Origin of the sequence: Pseudomonas sp. ok266, assembly GCF_900110195.1 — a bacterium.
GTDB lineage: Bacteria > Pseudomonadota > Gammaproteobacteria > Pseudomonadales > Pseudomonadaceae > Aquipseudomonas > Aquipseudomonas neuropathica.
Map to the genome: position 1 here is coordinate 39,800 of NZ_FOCU01000010.1, position 16,603 is coordinate 56,402.

Annotated in this window: 13 protein-coding genes and 1 other RNA gene; 3 read left to right on the forward strand and 11 right to left on the reverse strand. The window is 50.6% G+C overall.

The features are described 5' to 3' along the window. Position 1: 1 nt before the first annotated feature. Positions 2–2,725, reverse strand: a complete 2,724-nt coding sequence (locus BMY54_RS19120) for an N-6 DNA methylase (RefSeq protein ID WP_093435654.1) — start codon at positions 2,723–2,725, stop codon at positions 2–4. Positions 2,726–3,322: 597 nt separating this feature from the next. On the opposite strand from BMY54_RS19120, the gene BMY54_RS31380 reads away from it, so the two are divergent. After that, positions 3,323–3,538, forward strand: a complete 216-nt coding sequence (locus tag BMY54_RS31380) for a hypothetical protein (RefSeq protein WP_093435658.1) — start codon at positions 3,323–3,325, stop codon at positions 3,536–3,538. 337 nt (positions 3,539–3,875) lie between these two features. Here the strand turns inward: BMY54_RS31380 and BMY54_RS19135 are convergent, their stop codons facing one another. The 4 genes from BMY54_RS19135 to BMY54_RS19155 form a co-directional block, all read right to left on the reverse strand. Further along, complete coding sequence (locus tag BMY54_RS19135) at positions 3,876–4,169, reverse strand: hypothetical protein (RefSeq protein WP_024617742.1); 294 nt, start codon at positions 4,167–4,169, stop codon at positions 3,876–3,878. Between the two features lie 349 nt (positions 4,170–4,518). After that, positions 4,519–5,382: a phage integrase N-terminal domain-containing protein gene (locus tag BMY54_RS19140; RefSeq protein WP_093435663.1), complete on the reverse strand. Its 864-nt coding sequence runs from the start codon at positions 5,380–5,382 to the stop codon at positions 4,519–4,521. Positions 5,383–6,596: 1,214 nt separating this feature from the next. Further along, positions 6,597–7,373, reverse strand: a complete 777-nt coding sequence (locus tag BMY54_RS19150) for a hypothetical protein (RefSeq protein WP_093435671.1) — start codon at positions 7,371–7,373, stop codon at positions 6,597–6,599. After that, on the reverse strand, positions 7,361–8,380 hold the full coding sequence (locus tag BMY54_RS19155) for a hypothetical protein (protein WP_093435675.1): 1,020 nt from the start codon (positions 8,378–8,380) through the stop codon (positions 7,361–7,363). Before BMY54_RS19155 ends, BMY54_RS19150 begins: the two co-directional genes overlap by 13 nt. Positions 8,381–9,661: 1,281 nt before the next feature. Here BMY54_RS19155 and BMY54_RS19165 point away from each other — a divergent pair. After that, positions 9,662–10,276 carry a hypothetical protein gene (locus tag BMY54_RS19165; RefSeq protein WP_093435680.1) on the forward strand — a complete coding sequence of 205 codons (615 nt, stop codon included), beginning with the start codon at positions 9,662–9,664 and terminating at the stop codon, positions 10,274–10,276. 108 nt (positions 10,277–10,384) lie between these two features. Beyond that, complete coding sequence (locus BMY54_RS19170; protein WP_139213421.1) at positions 10,385–11,284, forward strand: hypothetical protein; 900 nt, start codon at positions 10,385–10,387, stop codon at positions 11,282–11,284. A 351-nt stretch (positions 11,285–11,635) separates the two neighbouring features. Here BMY54_RS19170 and BMY54_RS19175 read toward each other — a convergent pair whose 3' ends face one another. The 6 genes from BMY54_RS19175 to BMY54_RS19200 form a co-directional block, all read right to left on the reverse strand. Then, a complete protein-coding gene (locus tag BMY54_RS19175) occupies positions 11,636–11,881 on the reverse strand; it encodes a hypothetical protein (protein ID WP_093435690.1) in 246 nt (81 codons plus the stop codon). Positions 11,882–12,255: 374 nt separating this feature from the next. Then, complete coding sequence (locus tag BMY54_RS19180) at positions 12,256–12,588, reverse strand: hypothetical protein (protein ID WP_093435694.1); 333 nt, start codon at positions 12,586–12,588, stop codon at positions 12,256–12,258. Then, positions 12,572–13,963: a YfjI family protein gene (locus BMY54_RS19185; protein ID WP_093435698.1), complete on the reverse strand. Its 1,392-nt coding sequence runs from the start codon at positions 13,961–13,963 to the stop codon at positions 12,572–12,574. The genes BMY54_RS19180 and BMY54_RS19185 overlap by 17 nt, the downstream gene beginning before the upstream one ends. Positions 13,964–14,373: 410 nt before the next feature. Continuing rightward, the gene (locus tag BMY54_RS19190; protein WP_093435702.1) at positions 14,374–15,630 is read right to left on the reverse strand and encodes an integrase domain-containing protein; all 1,257 of its coding nucleotides are present in this window, start codon (positions 15,628–15,630) and stop codon (positions 14,374–14,376) included. A 183-nt stretch (positions 15,631–15,813) separates the two neighbouring features. Further along, positions 15,814–16,202, reverse strand: a transfer-messenger RNA (tmRNA) gene (gene ssrA, locus BMY54_RS19195). 95 nt (positions 16,203–16,297) lie between these two features. Next, complete coding sequence (locus tag BMY54_RS19200) at positions 16,298–16,576, reverse strand: hypothetical protein (protein ID WP_093435707.1); 279 nt, start codon at positions 16,574–16,576, stop codon at positions 16,298–16,300. Positions 16,577–16,603: the final 27 nt, after the last annotated feature.

The window sequence follows — 16,603 nt, forward strand, 5'->3', positions numbered from 1 at the left end:
CTTAGTCGTCCTTGTTGGGTATTTCGATTTTCATTGAAAAGCCTTTGATTTTGTTTTCGTCTACTTCAATATCTCCGTCATGCGCTCTAATTATTCTGTATATATAGTTTCCACCAATTCCAGAGCCGGCACTTGATTTGCTCTTAGTGAAGAACTGGATGTAGTCGGACTTTGTCAGCGTAAACGGTTTGCCATTGTTGCTATATTCGATAATCGCAATTTTTCTTTCTTTATCTTCTTTTATCGTGAAGGTTATTCTGTCTTTGCTTGACGCTACTGGAAATGCGTGGTGCTCTGCATTAGCTATAAGCTGGTCTATTACTTGTAGTATTGATGCTTGATGTATGTTTGCTTCAACGTCGTAACCCTTCACTTCTATTTTGTACTTGTGAGGGCGCTCAATTGTCTTTTTGCTAAGATGATCGCTCAAGAATTTCAGTAGACTTGTTTTTTTGAATTCTGACGGTTTAAGGTTTAGGGTCATGATTTCTTTAACAAGTGACAGCGTATCGTTTAACTCTTTAGAGTTGATGGCTATTTTTTGAGATACGAATCCAATGTCGAAGTTTTCAGGTTGTTCAATTAGTCCAAAAATGTCATCATCAATCCCCAGATCATCTGCTTCGTATTGTCTAAGCGCAGATATATTATGTTTTTCTAAGATTCGAATTAGCTTGTTGGATAGTGAGTTTATTTTGACTAGCTTTGGGCGTAACTCGTGAACTAATGTGCTTATTAGTTCGTTCTCTTTCTGGATATTCTCCTCTTCAAAGCCGATTGCTCGTAGTCTTTGGGTGACTTTTTCTTTTTCTGCAGATATTAGGTTCGATTTTTGTGTTGCTATGAATTCTCGTTGGGAGTGCAACGGCATCATTGGTATAATTATTTCTGATAGCAGCCGTTTGCTTATGAAAGGCATGACGGTACCAATGCGCCTCTGCTCTACTTGCTTCTGTATTAGTGGTGAGTAAAGTTGGTAATACAAGTACTCAATATCTAAAGACGATTTTGGAAATGGTCGAAGTGTAATTACTCCGTTGTGAGTTATGATTTCGGGAAGTGTCTTGGAAGGTTTAAATATTGTAGGTTTTAAATTGTCGCCAATCCGTGCAATAAGCAGGGACTCGTCCTTGATTAACGACTTTTCTGTTTGTTTGGTTTTGATTATGCGCGAGTTAGACTTTCCAGAGGAAAGGTGCATGTCCAGAATGTCTTTTTCTAAACTCTCAATTTTTATGTATGAGGTGTCTTGAGCTAATGCTTGAGTGTCTCGTGTTGTGATGCCAGAGATGATTTCAACGAGCTCACCAAGTTTTCGAGCCTTACCATCCTTCAACAGCTTTCCAGCTTCTTTGAATTCCTCGGTGTAGTAAGATGCGCTTAGACTCTTTTGAGAAATTACTTCTGCTGCGCTGACTATTTGTGAGTTACGGGAGTCAGCATTTTTTTCTTGATATTGCTCAAGAATGTTAGATATGTCTAGAACTGGTCGCTGCGAAGCCGGAGATAGATTTTCAGCGGTGATAAATTTGATCTTATTGATCAGAAAGGACGGCTTCGATTTATTTATGATAATTATTGATGATTTGCCATTCGTATACGGTTTTAAGCTGCCTGCTGGTAAGCTGATTATACATTCTATGATGTCGTTATTTAAAAGGTACTCCCTGTAATTTTGCTCTTTTCCTTGGGAAAGTAAAAAGCTATCTGAAACTGTTAGGACCGCTTTTCCTTGCCGGTCAAGCTTTGAGATTACAAAGTCGAGCAAAGGAATAAATCCCTTATCCTTCCATGGAGATCTTTGGTTCGAATATCCAGTTAGGGGAAGGTCACCAATAATGTAGTTGTAGTATTTGTCATCGTGGATCTGGTCTAAGCAGTTCTCTGAAGTAATCTCGTAGCTCGGTATGCCATGCATTTCAAGATTCATAAACGCAATCTGAGCATTGCTGTTTTGGATTTCACTCCCTTTTATGTGCAGGTTTTCGCCAGCTATCCTGGAAGTATGAACAAGTAGGCTTCCTATTCCGCACACGGGGTCATAAACTACTCCAAGTTTAGGATTTAACAGTTTGGCCATTAGCTCGGAAACTTGCGGCGCCGTACCAGTGATGTCGCTTTTAAGTGCCGAGGGTGTGCGTGTTTCGAGTATATACTCGAATGCAGTGCTGAATTCATTGACGCTGAAAAGTAAAGTATCTACTTGTTGGATCATGTTTATGATGTCTTCTAATCTCTCAGAGGGGCATTTGTTGAGTAGATTAGAAAAATCATTAAAGAGACCTAAGTCCTTTCGATGTTGGTTTCTTACAGATTGGATGGAGTCGAGCCATGTTGTAAGAATGCCATTTGAATTTAAATGTTTGTGGTATTTAAATCGGCTGTTTGAATCGTTGTGTGCGCCATGTGTCTCGTGCGTGTCTATAAGTCTTTTGTAGTAAAATAGGGACGCTATAAGAAAGTGGAGCTCATGGGGTTTGTAATTCGATTGAAGCGTGCTCAATAAATACCAGTGTGCCCTTATTATTTCTTTCCATTTGGAATTGGATATCGATATTATTTTTCCATTTATCTCTTGGAATGTTTCTTGGTTTCTTTTGATTGTTTCGATTACGTCGATTACAGAGTGCTTTCCTCGGCGTTTGTAATTTAATTCTTCTGTGATTTCTGATGGGGTAAGAGGGTGTTTTTCTATAATGCCTTCTATTTCTTCAGTTAGTTGCACTGGAGTCTCCGGCGAAGTAGTGGTTAAATAATCATTGGCTGAATTCAATGCAGGCTCTTCTAGTATTGTGTTTTGCTATCGATCTTAGTCGTTGCGACCTGTTGGCTCAAGAGTTTTGACGTCCATTATCAAAAAATACTTATGAGCTGCAAAGAGCTTGGTTGTATGGGGAGACTATTCGGATCGCCTTTCTATTAAAACTGGAGCCGATATTTTGCTATATAGGTTGTTTCCCCTGTCAGGGGAGCGGCGGGCCTCCGCGCTGGGAGCGGCACCATTTCAAGACGTAAGCATGAGATAGCCCCGCTTGAGGTATTTCCCAAGTCAACTCCAGTTCAACACGGCAGTGGGCTTGTGATAGTACGTGCGTGGCGCTGTAATGGTCTTTCAGGTTGTGAGCGAAAAAACAGCGCATATTTTTTACTTGCCATGTCCAGAGATTATTCCTCTGCCATGGCTGCTCGCATGGTTCGGGCTTTGCGTAGGTGTCGGTGCTGCGTGACTTTTTAACCGGTCAGCATGCCGCTCAGGAACGGCGTCATTCAAAGGGCTTTCAGGCTCGACGTCTAATGTAGGCCGAAAAGCATCGATCTGATCATGTCCCAGTTCGACGCTGATCTGTTGCCGCGACTGCTGATCCAGATCGCGGTCAGTGCAATAGCAGTGGCCTCCTTTGCCCGGTGCGGCGTGGCCAGTCAGCAGTTCGTAACATTTGCAGGTGTGGACCGCTCCCAGTACATGAAAGCCTTTAAGTCCGCGCTGATCAAGCGTCTAGCGGGCGGGGGCACGGTTTGCTACAGGAGAGCGACGTAGTTTTTGTCGCGGGCTTGCAAGTTGCGACTGCAGTGCGGCGACGTATTATGAGCCAACTGCAGGGCTGCTATCACCTCTTCATTTGCCACTATCCATCGCTGCGCTGAAGAGCCTGGAAACCCTCGCGCTTCATACCATATTGCGGTCGAGTTATTGGCATCGGGGCGGGGATTTCTACGTAATGGGACACATATTCTCTGTTGCCGCGGAGTTGATTAATCATCTTCAATAACTCATCAGGGCAGTGATTAATCAAACTCATCCGTAGCCAAGACTCGCAAAAAATCACCTGTCGAAAGACAGGTGATTTTCGTGGTTTATGTAATCGCTAAGAACACTATAAGAAAACTTTCATCGCTCCGATCAAGATGCCGATCGTCACGGCGAGCATGGAAGCCATGCGAATGGACAACTTGAGATCAGATTTGGCGATCTCAGCAGTCAGCCGATGATTAGTATTAGCGATTTCAGCAGTCGCCTTGCCGATTTCAGCAGCGAGACTTGCGAGATCACTTTTCGTCGCGAGTAGTGTGAGCATGTCAGATTCCAATGCTTGGATAACAGCTTCGGCTTTGAGCTCAGGTACGTCGATTGCGCGCAGCGCCTGATACATCGCCAGTTCCATTTTCATTAAGGCCTCCTAAAATAAAAAAAAGGCCTTCCCCACGACGGGAAAGGCCCGTCGTGGGTGGGAAAGTCATGCTTCCATCGACATTCAAGTCGACTGTCCGCGCTGCCGGAAGCTATGCGGTCATTCGGTGGATCCTGCGGAGAACCGCAGCGCCGCCTTGAAGATCCTGGCGGCTTGGGTGCTGAACGAATCAGCTAGATGCAGAGCAAAAATGCCCCTGAGGCCTTTTTCTGTCAATCCAGTAATCGGTTTTCGACTGTTTCCTAATGTTGTGTGAGGCTTCTCTCTGTCTGAGGTGACTACCTCCTTCAGATTCGGGTCGTTGAGGATCGCCGTCGAACGTCCCGAATTATCGGCCGAGGTACGTAGCGGTAATTTGTGTTCGCTCATGCCCGAGTTCACGGCTGATAATTTGTCGAGCAGCACGGTCTTGAGAACGCTGCATTGGGGTCAATTCCTTGGACGTGATCCCCCCAGCCGCCGGAGCCTTCCATCCAGTCAAAGCTACGTAACGGCTTTGTGCATAATGATGACGCAGCCCATGCATGTGGCTCAATCCTGCTGCCTTGCACTGACCATCGTAGGTGTTTCTCTGCTGGATATACGTTTTCTGAGCCGGAATTAATGAGCTGGCTCCTGCTAACAGATGTGCCGCGTTCAGCACCTCGCGCTGTTGCGAAGTAGTGATCGGAACAGAGCGATCACGTCCACCCTTCGTCCATGAGCCCTTGAGGAGAATGTGATCTCCTTGATCCGCATACTTGGGCTGAAATTTGATCGCTTCCTCACGGCGAAGTCCAAAAGCGGACTGAAGCTGGAGACTCATGCGTACATGGGGATCGGTGATCTTGCCAAGGTCTGTTCCCAGTTCCTGAGCTTTGCTGACGTTAGTGACGAAGCGCCGTTCTGCCACACCCAGTTGCGTGTTGTCCGCGGGGAGAATGCCAGCCTTGCCGATCTTTTCAGCCCACCATCGAAGGTGCGCAAGCCGATTTTTGATGGTGCCAACTGACAGGCCTTCGACTTGCCATCGATCCAGCAGTGCCTGTACGTGTTTGCCCTTGAGCGAGGGGGCTTTCATCTGACGGAAGCCAACCTCACTCAGCTGGCGAGCGATCAGTCCCAATGAGCGGATACGATCGGCTTGAGTGTTGTGACTGCCATCGCGATTGCGCCGGCAAAGTTGCCGCAGGGTGTAGGTCAAATCGTCCATATCCCATCCACTCACTAGCTTTGTTTTGTGCTGTTGTCCTGTCCTGAAAATCATTGGTAAGTGTTGGTGCCAACTCGCTATGGGAGATCCCCGAAGGGCAGGGGCATGGTGTTCAGGAAACACCCGTGTCTCGGCTGAGACGTCCGTCTTTCTTCCTGCTGGAAGATCGGACGGAGATGGAGCGGGATGAGTTGGTTTTTAATGTTGATGAGTACTCCAAGGAAATGGATGGGATTGTTAAGTGGAAGCAGTCGGCATTGCGCAAAGGTCCGCTATTTGGGACAGAGTCGAAGCGGCATATTAGGGAATAGGTCTACAGAAAAAGGCGGCTCCACCCATAGGTATGGGTCGGTATGCTTCTGGAACCTTGCATACCTGGCTAGCTCCATCCTGCTGGATCAGCGCTTGCAGGAGTCTTGCGCTGTTGGGATGACGACTCTCGAACCTGTCGTCTTAGGTTTTTGCTGGGCCAGTGTATGGGGGCATCATCATGTATGCCGCACGTTTTAGGATTCAGGATTTGCCCGTGATGTTGAGGCGTCGGCGGGGCCGTCACTGCGGATTGCAGTGACGGCCCATCTCATGCACTTTATTGGGCAGGGACAGCCTCTGTGATAGGTGCATATTCATCGACTGCCTGTGGTGCTGACGCGGCCTTCGGCCTTGTCGGCTACCTGCGCAGGTGCGGCATGGTCCCCAAGCCACGCCTGCGCAGGGAGCTTGTATGGAAAACCAGGGCTGCGCGGGCAAGCATACGAGTGGGGGAGGCTGTAATCAGCAACTTGCCACGTAGGTCATGGCTCAAGACTAGTAAAATTTATAGATGCCTCCTTTGGAACTTCATGGCAGTCAGCTGCTTCATGCGCAACGGCAAATCTAGCGTCCTTTCAATTGACTAGGGGGCCTGTCCAGTGATCGCACACTACTAAGCCTTTTGAACGATGGCGGATGGGCCAGTGCGTAACCAGTGAGCCACTGTATTTCTGGCCTTGCTCGATCGCCGAGAGCGAATCTGCCCTGCTCCTATGTCCTGGGCCCCAGCATTTGAAGGTCAGGGTTTGGGGTGCAACTGAAAAGCAATTCCTATCGATTTCGCAGACGCGAAATTGGGCTCCTTCTACGACCTTGGCACAGCTCAATAGCTGGGCTTGGGCTGTACCGCAACATTCCCGCCTAAACTACTCGAATGAGCACGGGTACGCTGAGAGTCCGCCTTAGGTAGTCACATGAAGACCGAAAGATTCTGCAATTCGACCGATAATTGTCTGGAGGTCACCCTTAATCTTTAGCACTTTGAAGTCGATATCCTCGGTAGCTAGGCGCTCAAGAAACAGCCGCATGTCCGCTGTAATGCTTTCGGACAACTCGATTAACTCCCCGGTCAGTAGGCCGGAGAGCAGCAGTACATCGTTACGGTGCTTTCTGATGTTCTTACCGTCTACCCCGCCTTCACCGTTCGCTTTGCGCTGAGACAAGTCAAGCCAGGCTTTAGCCTTGAAGGGAATAAGGCGATCAGCACTGATATAGGTCAGGTCCTCACTCTGCTGGCGGCCGGCCAATAAGAACTGGTAGTAGTCCTCGTCCAGAAGTATGGCGCTCAAGCTTGAAACCGATTCGTCTGTTGGGATGGGGATCAACGTCGCGTTTTCTTCGTGCTCCAGGCCTTCCGGCGCCCGCGAGAAGAGTTCGATCATCACTGGGTAGGAAGGATTCGTCGGATTTTGGAACCGATAGAAGATGGGTTCTGGACGCTCGCCGCCTTTCTGCTTGATCTGGTACCCGCCGGCCTTGATGAAGTCCCAGAAACGCGCAACAAACCCTGCATCCAGTGCTTCGATTACCAGGACAACGTCCAAGTCCTTAGTGGCCCTGAAATTTTCACCGGCATCCTCCATTGCGAGAGCTGAGGCAACACCACCGATCAGGACGTAGCTATCACGAAAATCGCGGAAGTGCTGGCCGAATATGTCTAAACCTTTCACGCTAACCATTCAACCTTTTCCTTGAGTTCATCCAACGCAATCTGAATGCGTTCGTCGGGGTTGGCTTCCAAGCTCAGAAACAGTGACGCTACGTCTGCTATGTAGTTTCTCTCGGTGAGCGACGGATATGTCCAGATTTCCACCCATTCCTCGATCGCGTCCACCGATTCAATGACCTCGAACGCTTCAAGCGCAAGCATGTCGCTAAACACTTTCTTGGTCATTCCCCATACGGACTGCTTGGGCTCCGCCAGCATCGTGTACTTGGCCAGCGCGGTTTCACCAGCGAGACAGACCCCGGGCGCCATGGGGATAGTGTTCCGAGTAATGCCAACTCTCTTTTTGACGGGTGAGCGTAGAAATTGCTTGGCTTTTTGGAACACCTCAGCAGGAGATCCGCAAAAGGTATAAGTCTTCCAATGCAGCTCACTCTTAGCTTGGGTAATCACCTCCAGTGATGTCAGTTGATCCACTGCTTTCGATAGGGTCACACGGCTGTATCCCAGACTTCCTAGCAGAGCGTTCGTCGTGAAGTAAGTTTCGTCAGGTATGCCCGCATAGAGACACGAGAGAAGCATTGCTTGGGCGGCGGGTAGCAGAGCGGTAACCTCGCTTTGCTCTCGGCGCTGCCGGAAACTTTCTCGCAGATCTAGCGCCATCTCCGGTATGAACATTTGGAAACCGGGCTGTATAAAGTTTATCTGATGCGTAAGCAGGCTGCGGCGGTCTTGGGCCGTCATAGATCTGCATACGAATGCGACGACGTGCTGGGTGACTTTGCGCACCAGCTCGACGTGCTTCTGCAGCTTCACGACGCCTGGGTAATCGACGTCCTCACGAGAAACCAACAGCATTAAGGTGAGCGCTGAGTGGTGCCCCATGGGGATGCTTAATTCGTAGAATTTATAGCTGTCCCGGATGTTGAAAGGGACTATAGGGTGCGCCGGTTCAAGGCGCACTGTCACCCCAAGAACGGACTCGATATAGGTTTTAGCTTCGTTCTGTAAGTTTGCCATGGCTAGGGTTCTTGTTAACCATTTTTTTTACTGTAAACCATGGTGGTTTACAAGTCAAAAAAGTGGTTAACAAGGCAGCTCATACTGGGGCTAAATAGATAATTCGCTAGCAGGAGAAGATTCGGCGTAACGCGCATTTTAGCATGAACTGCGCTCTGCAAAGAATGAATAAAATACTAGGAAAATCATGAGTTTGGGGCGAGCTTCTGATAAATACTTTTATTGCACTTTCTCTACATCGCCTGTCGCCGCTAACACTTTGGCCGCTAGGGAGCGTCTGCCGCTCTGTGACGATCCGAGCTTGATACCGGTCTGCCGAAAGAGCTTGGTGATGGTCTTCTGGAGCGAATCAAAGGCCTGTACATCGCTCGCCCACTTTCCAACTCGCGATGCTTGAACGCCAGTTCAAATGCTTTGTCCTTGTGTGTTGTGACCGGCTTTGAACCTGAGCACAGACCTCGGTATTCATCAGGGTCGGAAAGGTCCCGGTGACGCCGCAAGCGGACTGCAATCCAACCCTCCAGGGCGGGAAGGCATCGTGGATGGGTCAGGTATACCTTGCGTGGCCGACAGCGTTTGGCGATGTCTGCGCGCAGATATACCTTGGGTTTAATGGCTCTACTGGGATACAGCACCTCTGCGACGTCCAGCAAGGCCAGATCGGTGACGCGGATGTCAGTTGTATGCGTGACCCCAGTAGCATCACGTCACGTTCGGGATTTCGCCCGGTGACTGAGGCAAAGCCAACGCGGATAAGGTGTTTGAATTGTCAAGGGCGAAGGGATGTTGCTCGGAAGATGGCGGTTATCATGGAACTCTCTGTCAGGATTGATGATGAATCGCGGACTCTCCTAAGAGAGTGGTCAACGGGCCGTCCGGATAGCTTACAAGCTTAAAAGCTTACAGGCCCGCGTGCCGCGGTGTTCACGGAAAATTGCCGAACAGTTGAACGAACATAAGTGATGAGAGGAAAAACGAGTTTAGGTTTTTAATCGTCCACTACGAAAATTCGCGTAGAGCGCGAGTAACTCGAGATTGAACGATCGCTTCTGGCCGGTTTAGCGGCTTTTGCGAGAGGCGCATTTATCTGGATACGGTCGCTCACGAATGTCTGCTTTTTAGAAAGCAGCGGCTAACAAACGCCCGTCATCGGCCAATAGCGCTCCTTTGAGATAGACCTCTGCGGGACGCACCTAGTATTGTTCCAAATCGGTTCATTCCGGCTAAAGACAGCCCTTTATCTGGGCGTTAAGCCTCAAACCTTTAGGACCCACCAACGTGATGGAATACGACAAAGACGCAGCACTTGCAAAACGGAAACAACTTCTAAGCGATGCGGCGCGCGATCCGGCTGGAGCGGTCCTTACAGAGGAAATTCGACTCCGCTTGGTGGACGCGTTCGCTAGTATCACGCCGCCCGAAGCACCTGAGTTTACGATCGGGCTCATTACGATCAACTCTTTATTCGATGCACCGAAAGCAAGGTCCCGGAAGCCTGGCAACCTCGTGCTGAACTGGAGGAAGCTGCTCGATATTGTTCCCGACGTGTCGCTTGCTGGTCTCGGTGCAGCGTCACTGCCGGTCGCGCCGCAAGTCGCCGTCGTCCTTGTTGGTCTCTATATTTGGAGCAAGGTTTGGCGCGGAGCAGTTGAAGAGTTCTCTGATATCGAAGCTGTCACGATGCTCGCGCTTTGGAAGCATCGGAACGACAAGTGCAAGATCGCTGAACCGGAAGGCTTCGTGCGCGTCACCCAACTCAGGGCTCATTACGCTTTGCCCCCATTGACCCTCGGCCAGTACGCGTCGGCCATTAACCGACTTGTCCAGTTGGACTGTATCGAGCTTGAGAATGGCATCATTTGGCTGCGCGAGTGTATTCGGGTGAAGTATTCGTAGCCGGGTACGCTCCAGTGGCACTAGGCCCCTCATACCACTGGACCGCCTTCGGTCTGATCTCGACATTTGGGGTTGTTACAGTTGATCTTCAGAAGTGATTTCGAATCCATGAAAGCTATGCAGTGGACAGTATTTATCGACATGCTGGGCTTCAAGAAGCTGAACTCCTCAGTTACTACCGATGAGCACGCGCAAGAACTCATCAAGTTCATGACTACGAACAGGGATGTGTTGGTGCAGCTAGAGGCGAGCATTGAGCAGCGCTACAAGCAAGACAAGGTGTTCAACCTGTACGACTGGTACGAGCCCAAAAGCGCGTTTATCTCTGACTCCATAGTCGTCACTTTCAAGCCCAAGAACGTGGAATGGGAGAAGAATGCGGACAAGGTAATGATGCATTCAGCCAATGCTTTGATGATCATCGTCATGCGCCTAGGGGTTCTGATGCACAAGTGCCTGCTGGAGAAAGAGATCACTTTCCGGGGTGGTATCTCCACGCAATATTGCGACATCAGCGAAAGCTTTGCTGTCGGTGCCGGCCTCAGTTCGGCTAATGAAGCAGAAGGTAAGGCTACCTATGCCCGGCTGGCTCTGGCGGACGATGTGGTACTCAACCTGAAACTAATGAAGCAGATTCGAGAACTGTTCAAGCTGATGTACGGTAATTCGCAGTTCCTAGTTAAAGAAGATGGGGTGACATATGTCAATGCGCTCGACTTCATGCTTGCAGCCGCCGATATGCGCTCCCCGTCTGTAGCAAGGGCAATACAGACTCACCAGGGAAGGGTGGCTGTGAGCAGTGCTCGCGAACAGGTCGAGGTCTTCTTGAATACTCAGAAAACCTTAGTAATTAAGTCAATCCGGGAGTTTTATGCGGCTTATCGTAAGGACTACTCAGATGCTAGTCTCCGAAATAGCAACCGTCGTGTTCTGAAAAAATACTTTTGGTTGCGTCGGTATCACAATGCCGCTGCTAAAAAGCGCCAGTTTCAGGCATACATGATCTGATCATCTTGTTGTAGTCGGAGCATCGAAAAGCTGTTCCGCTTATGGACTGGCTGTTGCAGGTGTCTACTAAGGGTTGTTTTTTGCGACTGATGGCTATGAAGCGGGGGTAGGAGAAGAGATTGTTTAAAAATATTCGCTTGTCCGGTTCCTGCTCTCCATCAGAAGCAGCTTTGGCTTGATCGCGGCCGTACGAGACTGGCGGCTTTTGGCCAATGGCGGCCCCTATCCATGCATGTACCTAGCTCATCGCGGCCGAGTCGATATGACTGCGAGATCTAGGAACTGCGACCTAATAAAAAAACCACCTGTCCTAATACAGGTGGTTCCTGGTGTGGCTGGAAGAAAGAGTTGTCAGTGGATAAACGCAATCCCGGCGAAGAGAATCGCCACCACGAGGAAGAGCATCACGCCAATATCTACAATGAGACTCACCCGAAATCGGGATAGCTCTGCCCGAAATTGTGCGAAGTCAGGATTGGATATACCTGCAGAGGACAAATGCCTATCAGAATCCATGGCTTGGATAGCTGCTTCGATTTTCTGCTCAGGCACGTTGATCGCCTTCAGGGCTTTGTACATTGCCAGTCGATTTTTCATTAAGGCCTCCAAATTAAAAAAGGCCAGCCCCAAGACGGGGAGGCCCGTCTTGGGTGGGGGAATATCATGCTTCCGTCGACATTCAGGTCGACTGTCCGCGCTTCCGGAAGCGATGCGTTTTGGGAGGATCCTGCGGGAAACCGCAGTGCCGTCTCGAAGATCCTGGCGGCTAGTGTGAGCTTGTAAATTGCATTCACTGACATTTGCCGTCAATCCGAAAACCGGCTATCGAGTGCTCCCTAATGTTGGGCACAGGGTTGTCTGCATCCGATACTTTCGTCTTCTGATTCCGGTGTAGCGGGCAAGCATTTGATCAGTCAGCAGTCGGAGATCGCCAACGTCATGGTTCTCACGCTGACCGATCCACACCCTAGTCATCCATTTTCATTCGTTTGAAGGAAGAGAAGCATAGCTTTCCAACATCCGTGGATTTGCTCCATCTGATGCCAGTGTCTCGGTCGAATGTGCAGAGTATTTTCATGGTGATGCAACACCACTCCGTCATTACGCAGTTGCTGGATGAGCAGTTTGATGTCGACACGGTTTGAGTTGGATGTGGCGACAGCGGCGACACTGGCGACAACCTGCGGAATACCATGGTTGGCATCTGGCGACAGTTTGGCGACGGACGTGGCGACACACCGCAGGACAGGGCGCATCTGATTTTTTGACTGAAAGCGGCGTACTGCGTCATTCAGACGGAACACGACACACCTCAAAAGTCTTGGCATCTTGGCTCTTCACGCAGTTCGCTGTGAGTAGCTCAACGAGGAGCGTGGCGGTGTGCTTACAGCTCTTGCGTGCAAAGCGAGGGCCGTTGCGATTGATGTCTCGGATGGTAAAGCGGGTCCAGCCTTTCTGTTTCAGCCAGCGTAACAAACGATCCGCTTCTTCTCTTAGAGGGTTAACCGGCTCTTGCTCAGTCAAGCGCTGGATCTCGGCGAGGTAATAGTCCATTAGCGTTGAAGCGCGCTGAATATGCTCCTCGTTCAAGGCAGTGGCTTCTTCGATCACCGCCAGAACCCCCGCGATGCGCAGAATATTGGCAGCAGCTTTACTCGCGACGGACTGAACGCCGGCCAGCTCACCGAACTCGCCAGACTGGCACTCTATGGTGTCGTGAATATCAATCCAAGCCACGCGGGCGCTGTGCGTCAACTCCAATGTCGTGAGCTTGAGTGATCCGTCCTTGTTGGTCGCTAACGGTTTCTTCAGCAGATCAGTGATATGCGTTTGGTAGCGTTGGATCTTGGGGTCTTGCGTCAGATCCACCGCCTGGTACAGGCGCTGACCGATCAAACGTTCAGGCCAACTGATCAGGAATCTGCCGAGCACACCTTGGCCATTGATCATTGGATCTTTGAGGAATTGGTGAGCCAGGCACGGCTGCAGCATCAGATGCATGCTGAGACGACGATCATAGGCTCGCAGGCTTTCCCCGGGCGTGGACCGTGTCCGGTCAATGGGACTGCCATCCCAGATTTTCGACAGCGTGGTGATTGCTTTGAGCTGGTTCTCTTTACTCATGGTGCTGCCACCGAGGAATTGACCACCTTCGTCATTGAACAAGCCCATGCTTGGTAGCCCATAACACAAGTTTTTTGTGAGGCCTTCGATGGTAGGGTCGGTGGAAATCAGTCTTGGCTGGACGGGGTCGGAGAGTTCACAGATTTCAAGCTTTGCCTGTCGCTGAGCCTTGGCCGCAAGGCGGATGGCAGATTGGTAAGCATTGAGCTTTTCCGTGTACACAGACCACTGCTCTCGCTCCCAGTTATGTGCTGCAGAGAGAGCTTGATGGTCCACTGCACTTTTACGGTCGCCTGATGATGCGACCGTTAGCAAATACAGAGACAGCGGATAGGTGCGGCCATCGAGTTGTACGTTGCCGTGGCCTTGAGTCACTAGAGCCGCAGTGGCCAGCACCGATTGTGCTGCCATGGCTATCGGTGCGCCGATGACCTCTGCCATCCGTTCTACCGCGCCTCCCAGGAGTTCACCGAGTGCTTCGACCGGGTAGGTCAATGGTTGGGGCCGATAATCCAAGAGAGGGCTCGGTGGATCGCATTTTTCGCACAATTGCATCGACAACAATCTCCTAGGACGTCAGTTTTTTCATCGTTACTGAGGAGAAAGCACGCCGATGCGTCGGAGTTTCAACGCTCTACAATGCTCGGAATCGTCGTCACCTGCTCCTCGTGAGGCGTTGGTGTACTCTGCGCTCGACTCGCGATCAACCGGGACATCGGGGAGCGCAATTGACGTGGAAGACCTTGGATCTCGGTAGCTCTAGATAGATTTATGACCTTTTGTAAGATCGTCGAGCGAGCCACTTCAAGCGTTGCTGCGAAGCCTTCCCGACCGCAGCGGCGTTAGCGGAAAAGTAGGATCGATACTGGTGGTGGCGACGACCGCCAGTGTGTCGCCTCGCCCGTAGTCAGATCAGACGAGTGTTGTCGCCGGTGTCGCCGCCGTCGCCATCGAGTTGACTCTGATTAACGAATCGAGACGACTTTCTGGCTTCTGTTTTCATGGATTGCTGCGATTGAAAAGTCCCCTGTGGCCGCCTTTTGAATGTGCTCGCTCCACCAGGCCATCATTGGGCGTCGACGCTCAATGTAGTCCGCGCGGTTGTAAGCGCTTCTAACCTCATCTTTGTCGACATGAGCCAGGGCAACCTCAATCAGTTCGGCATCCCAGGCATGCTCGTTCAGGATAGTGCTCGCCATGGAGCGCAGTCCATGGCTTACGAGTCGCCCCTCAAACCCCATCCGTTTCAATGCCATGTTGGCGGTCTGGCTGTTGCAATGGGTGCGGGGATTACGGTCGGCGGGAAACACGTACTCTCTGTGTCCGCTGTAGGGCTTGATGGCTTCCAGGAGCGCCAAAGCGTGCTCCGTGAGCGGGATGATGTGTGTGCGGCGTTTCTTCATGCGCTCCGCTGGGATCGTCCAGATCTTCTTACCGAAGTCGATATCAGCCCATCGGGTGGTTGCAGCCTCTGCTGGCCGAGTCATCGTGTGGAGCTGCCATTCGATGAGGCATCGGGTGGTTCTTTTGATGCTGGCGTTGGCGATTGCCACCATGAGTTCGTTGAGCTCATCGGGGGGCAATGCTGCCATGTTTTTCTTCTTTGGTTTTTTGAAGACCGATCGAATTCCGCTCAGGGGGTTGGCGTGGATAAGTCCGTAGTTCACCCCGTAAGTCATGATTTCGTTGAGGCGTTGGGTCAGGCGCTTGACCGTTTCCAAGCTGCCTTTGGTTTCAAGTGGCCTAAGCAACTTGATGACCTGAGGTGCGCTGATTTCAGAAATTGGGGTCGCGTGTAAATCCGGGAAGATGTGCAGCGTGAGCGAGCGCCAAATGTCTTCAGCGTAGGCGGTTGTCACGGAGTCTTTCTTGAGTTCAAACCAGGCTGTCGCCACGTTTTGAAAGGTGTGCTCTGTCGCAGCTTTTTTCGCTTGGCGATCTGCATCGCGTTGCTCTTTCGGGTCCAGTCCTTGGGCAACCAGTTCCCTGGCTTCAACCGTGCGTTTTCGCGCATGAGCCAGGCTGAGTTCCGGGAACGTCCCCAGTCCCATGTTGATCCGTTTCTTGGTGACGGGATGGATGTAGTTGAAATTCCAAAGCCTCGAACCGTTGGTTCGGACTCGTAACTGAAGGCCGTCGCCGTCGGTCAATGTGTAGTCTTTGTCCTTGGGCTTGGCGGCTTTGATTTTTAGGTCTGAAAGGCGTGTGGCTCGGGCTCCCATGGGTACTCCAGCGCTGTTTGTGTATTCCAAAATTTACCAGTCACGGGCTTGGAATACGCCTTGGAATACATTTCAAAATGGATCTGCCTGAAGCGCTGTGGAGCTCAATGGCCCTGAAACCCCCGTATTTACTGGATTTCAGGCACAAAAAAAGACGTCCGTGGACGTCTTTAGATGATGAAGTGGTGGAGCCGGGGGGATTTGAACCCCCGTCCGCCAGTACTCCGCTGTCGGTACTACATGCGTAGCCGTTTCTATTAAGTTAACCCTCAGCGACCCGAAGGGCAGGGTGCTTTGGGCGAGTTGTGTAAGTTTTAGCCGCTTCGTCCACAACGTACTGCACGGCGATTCTGTTCTATATGACAATCATTTTGGGTTTACAGACATCCCCTGATGATTGCTGGACCCGAAGGTACCAGGAGCATTGTCAGCTGCAATTAAGCAGCGAGAGCAACACCGTATTGGTCGTCATTGGCAACTATAAGTAGTTGCAACAGTGGATTTACGACTTCTGTTACCAAGTCGGCATGCACCTAAAGTTTCGCAACCGGCGTCGAATCCTAAACGGCCCCGAACTCATTGCTCAGTACATCTGTTTGAGCAACAAGCGTGTGCAGTGTACGCCAATCGGTCTGCAAGGCCAACCCGAAGGTTGGCCGGGCTTGAATCAATTGTTGGTGCCGGAAGCTTTTTGGAGTTCCAGTTTGGTTTTGGAGGTTTCTGCAACGCAGTCGTCGGTTTTGCCAGCCTGTTTGAGCGCTTGGGCTTTGCTCAAGCTGGTTTCAGCAAGCTGGGCCTTTTCTGGCGAAGCTGAGAGCCCGGCCTTGAGATTGGTGATCTCTTGGATATTGGCATCACACAGGTCGGCAGGCTTGCCGTCAGCAAACGAAGTGGACGCCATCATCGATGCAGTAACGAACAGACCTAACAGTACAGAACGTTTCATGTGTATCTCCTTGAACCGAGTGGGTCC

Excerpts from the sequence above, each read along its gene's own strand:
- BMY54_RS31380 (WP_093435658.1), top strand. The coding sequence starts at position 3,323 with ATGTCCCAGTTCGACGCTGATCTGTTGCCGCGACTGCTGATCCAGATC.
- BMY54_RS19135 (WP_024617742.1), bottom strand. The coding sequence starts at position 4,169 with ATGAAAATGGAACTGGCGATGTATCAGGCGCTGCGCGCAATCGACGTA.
- BMY54_RS19140 (WP_093435663.1), bottom strand. The coding sequence starts at position 5,382 with ATGGACGATTTGACCTACACCCTGCGGCAACTTTGCCGGCGCAATCGC.
- BMY54_RS19150 (WP_093435671.1), bottom strand. The coding sequence starts at position 7,373 with ATGGTTAGCGTGAAAGGTTTAGACATATTCGGCCAGCACTTCCGCGAT.
- BMY54_RS19155 (WP_093435675.1), bottom strand. The coding sequence starts at position 8,380 with ATGGCAAACTTACAGAACGAAGCTAAAACCTATATCGAGTCCGTTCTT.
- BMY54_RS19165 (WP_093435680.1), top strand. The coding sequence starts at position 9,662 with ATGGAATACGACAAAGACGCAGCACTTGCAAAACGGAAACAACTTCTA.
- BMY54_RS19170 (WP_139213421.1), top strand. The coding sequence starts at position 10,385 with ATGAAAGCTATGCAGTGGACAGTATTTATCGACATGCTGGGCTTCAAG.
- BMY54_RS19175 (WP_093435690.1), bottom strand. The coding sequence starts at position 11,881 with ATGAAAAATCGACTGGCAATGTACAAAGCCCTGAAGGCGATCAACGTG.
- BMY54_RS19185 (WP_093435698.1), bottom strand. The coding sequence starts at position 13,963 with ATGCAATTGTGCGAAAAATGCGATCCACCGAGCCCTCTCTTGGATTAT.
- BMY54_RS19190 (WP_093435702.1), bottom strand. The coding sequence starts at position 15,630 with ATGGGAGCCCGAGCCACACGCCTTTCAGACCTAAAAATCAAAGCCGCC.
- BMY54_RS19200 (WP_093435707.1), bottom strand. The coding sequence starts at position 16,576 with ATGAAACGTTCTGTACTGTTAGGTCTGTTCGTTACTGCATCGATGATG.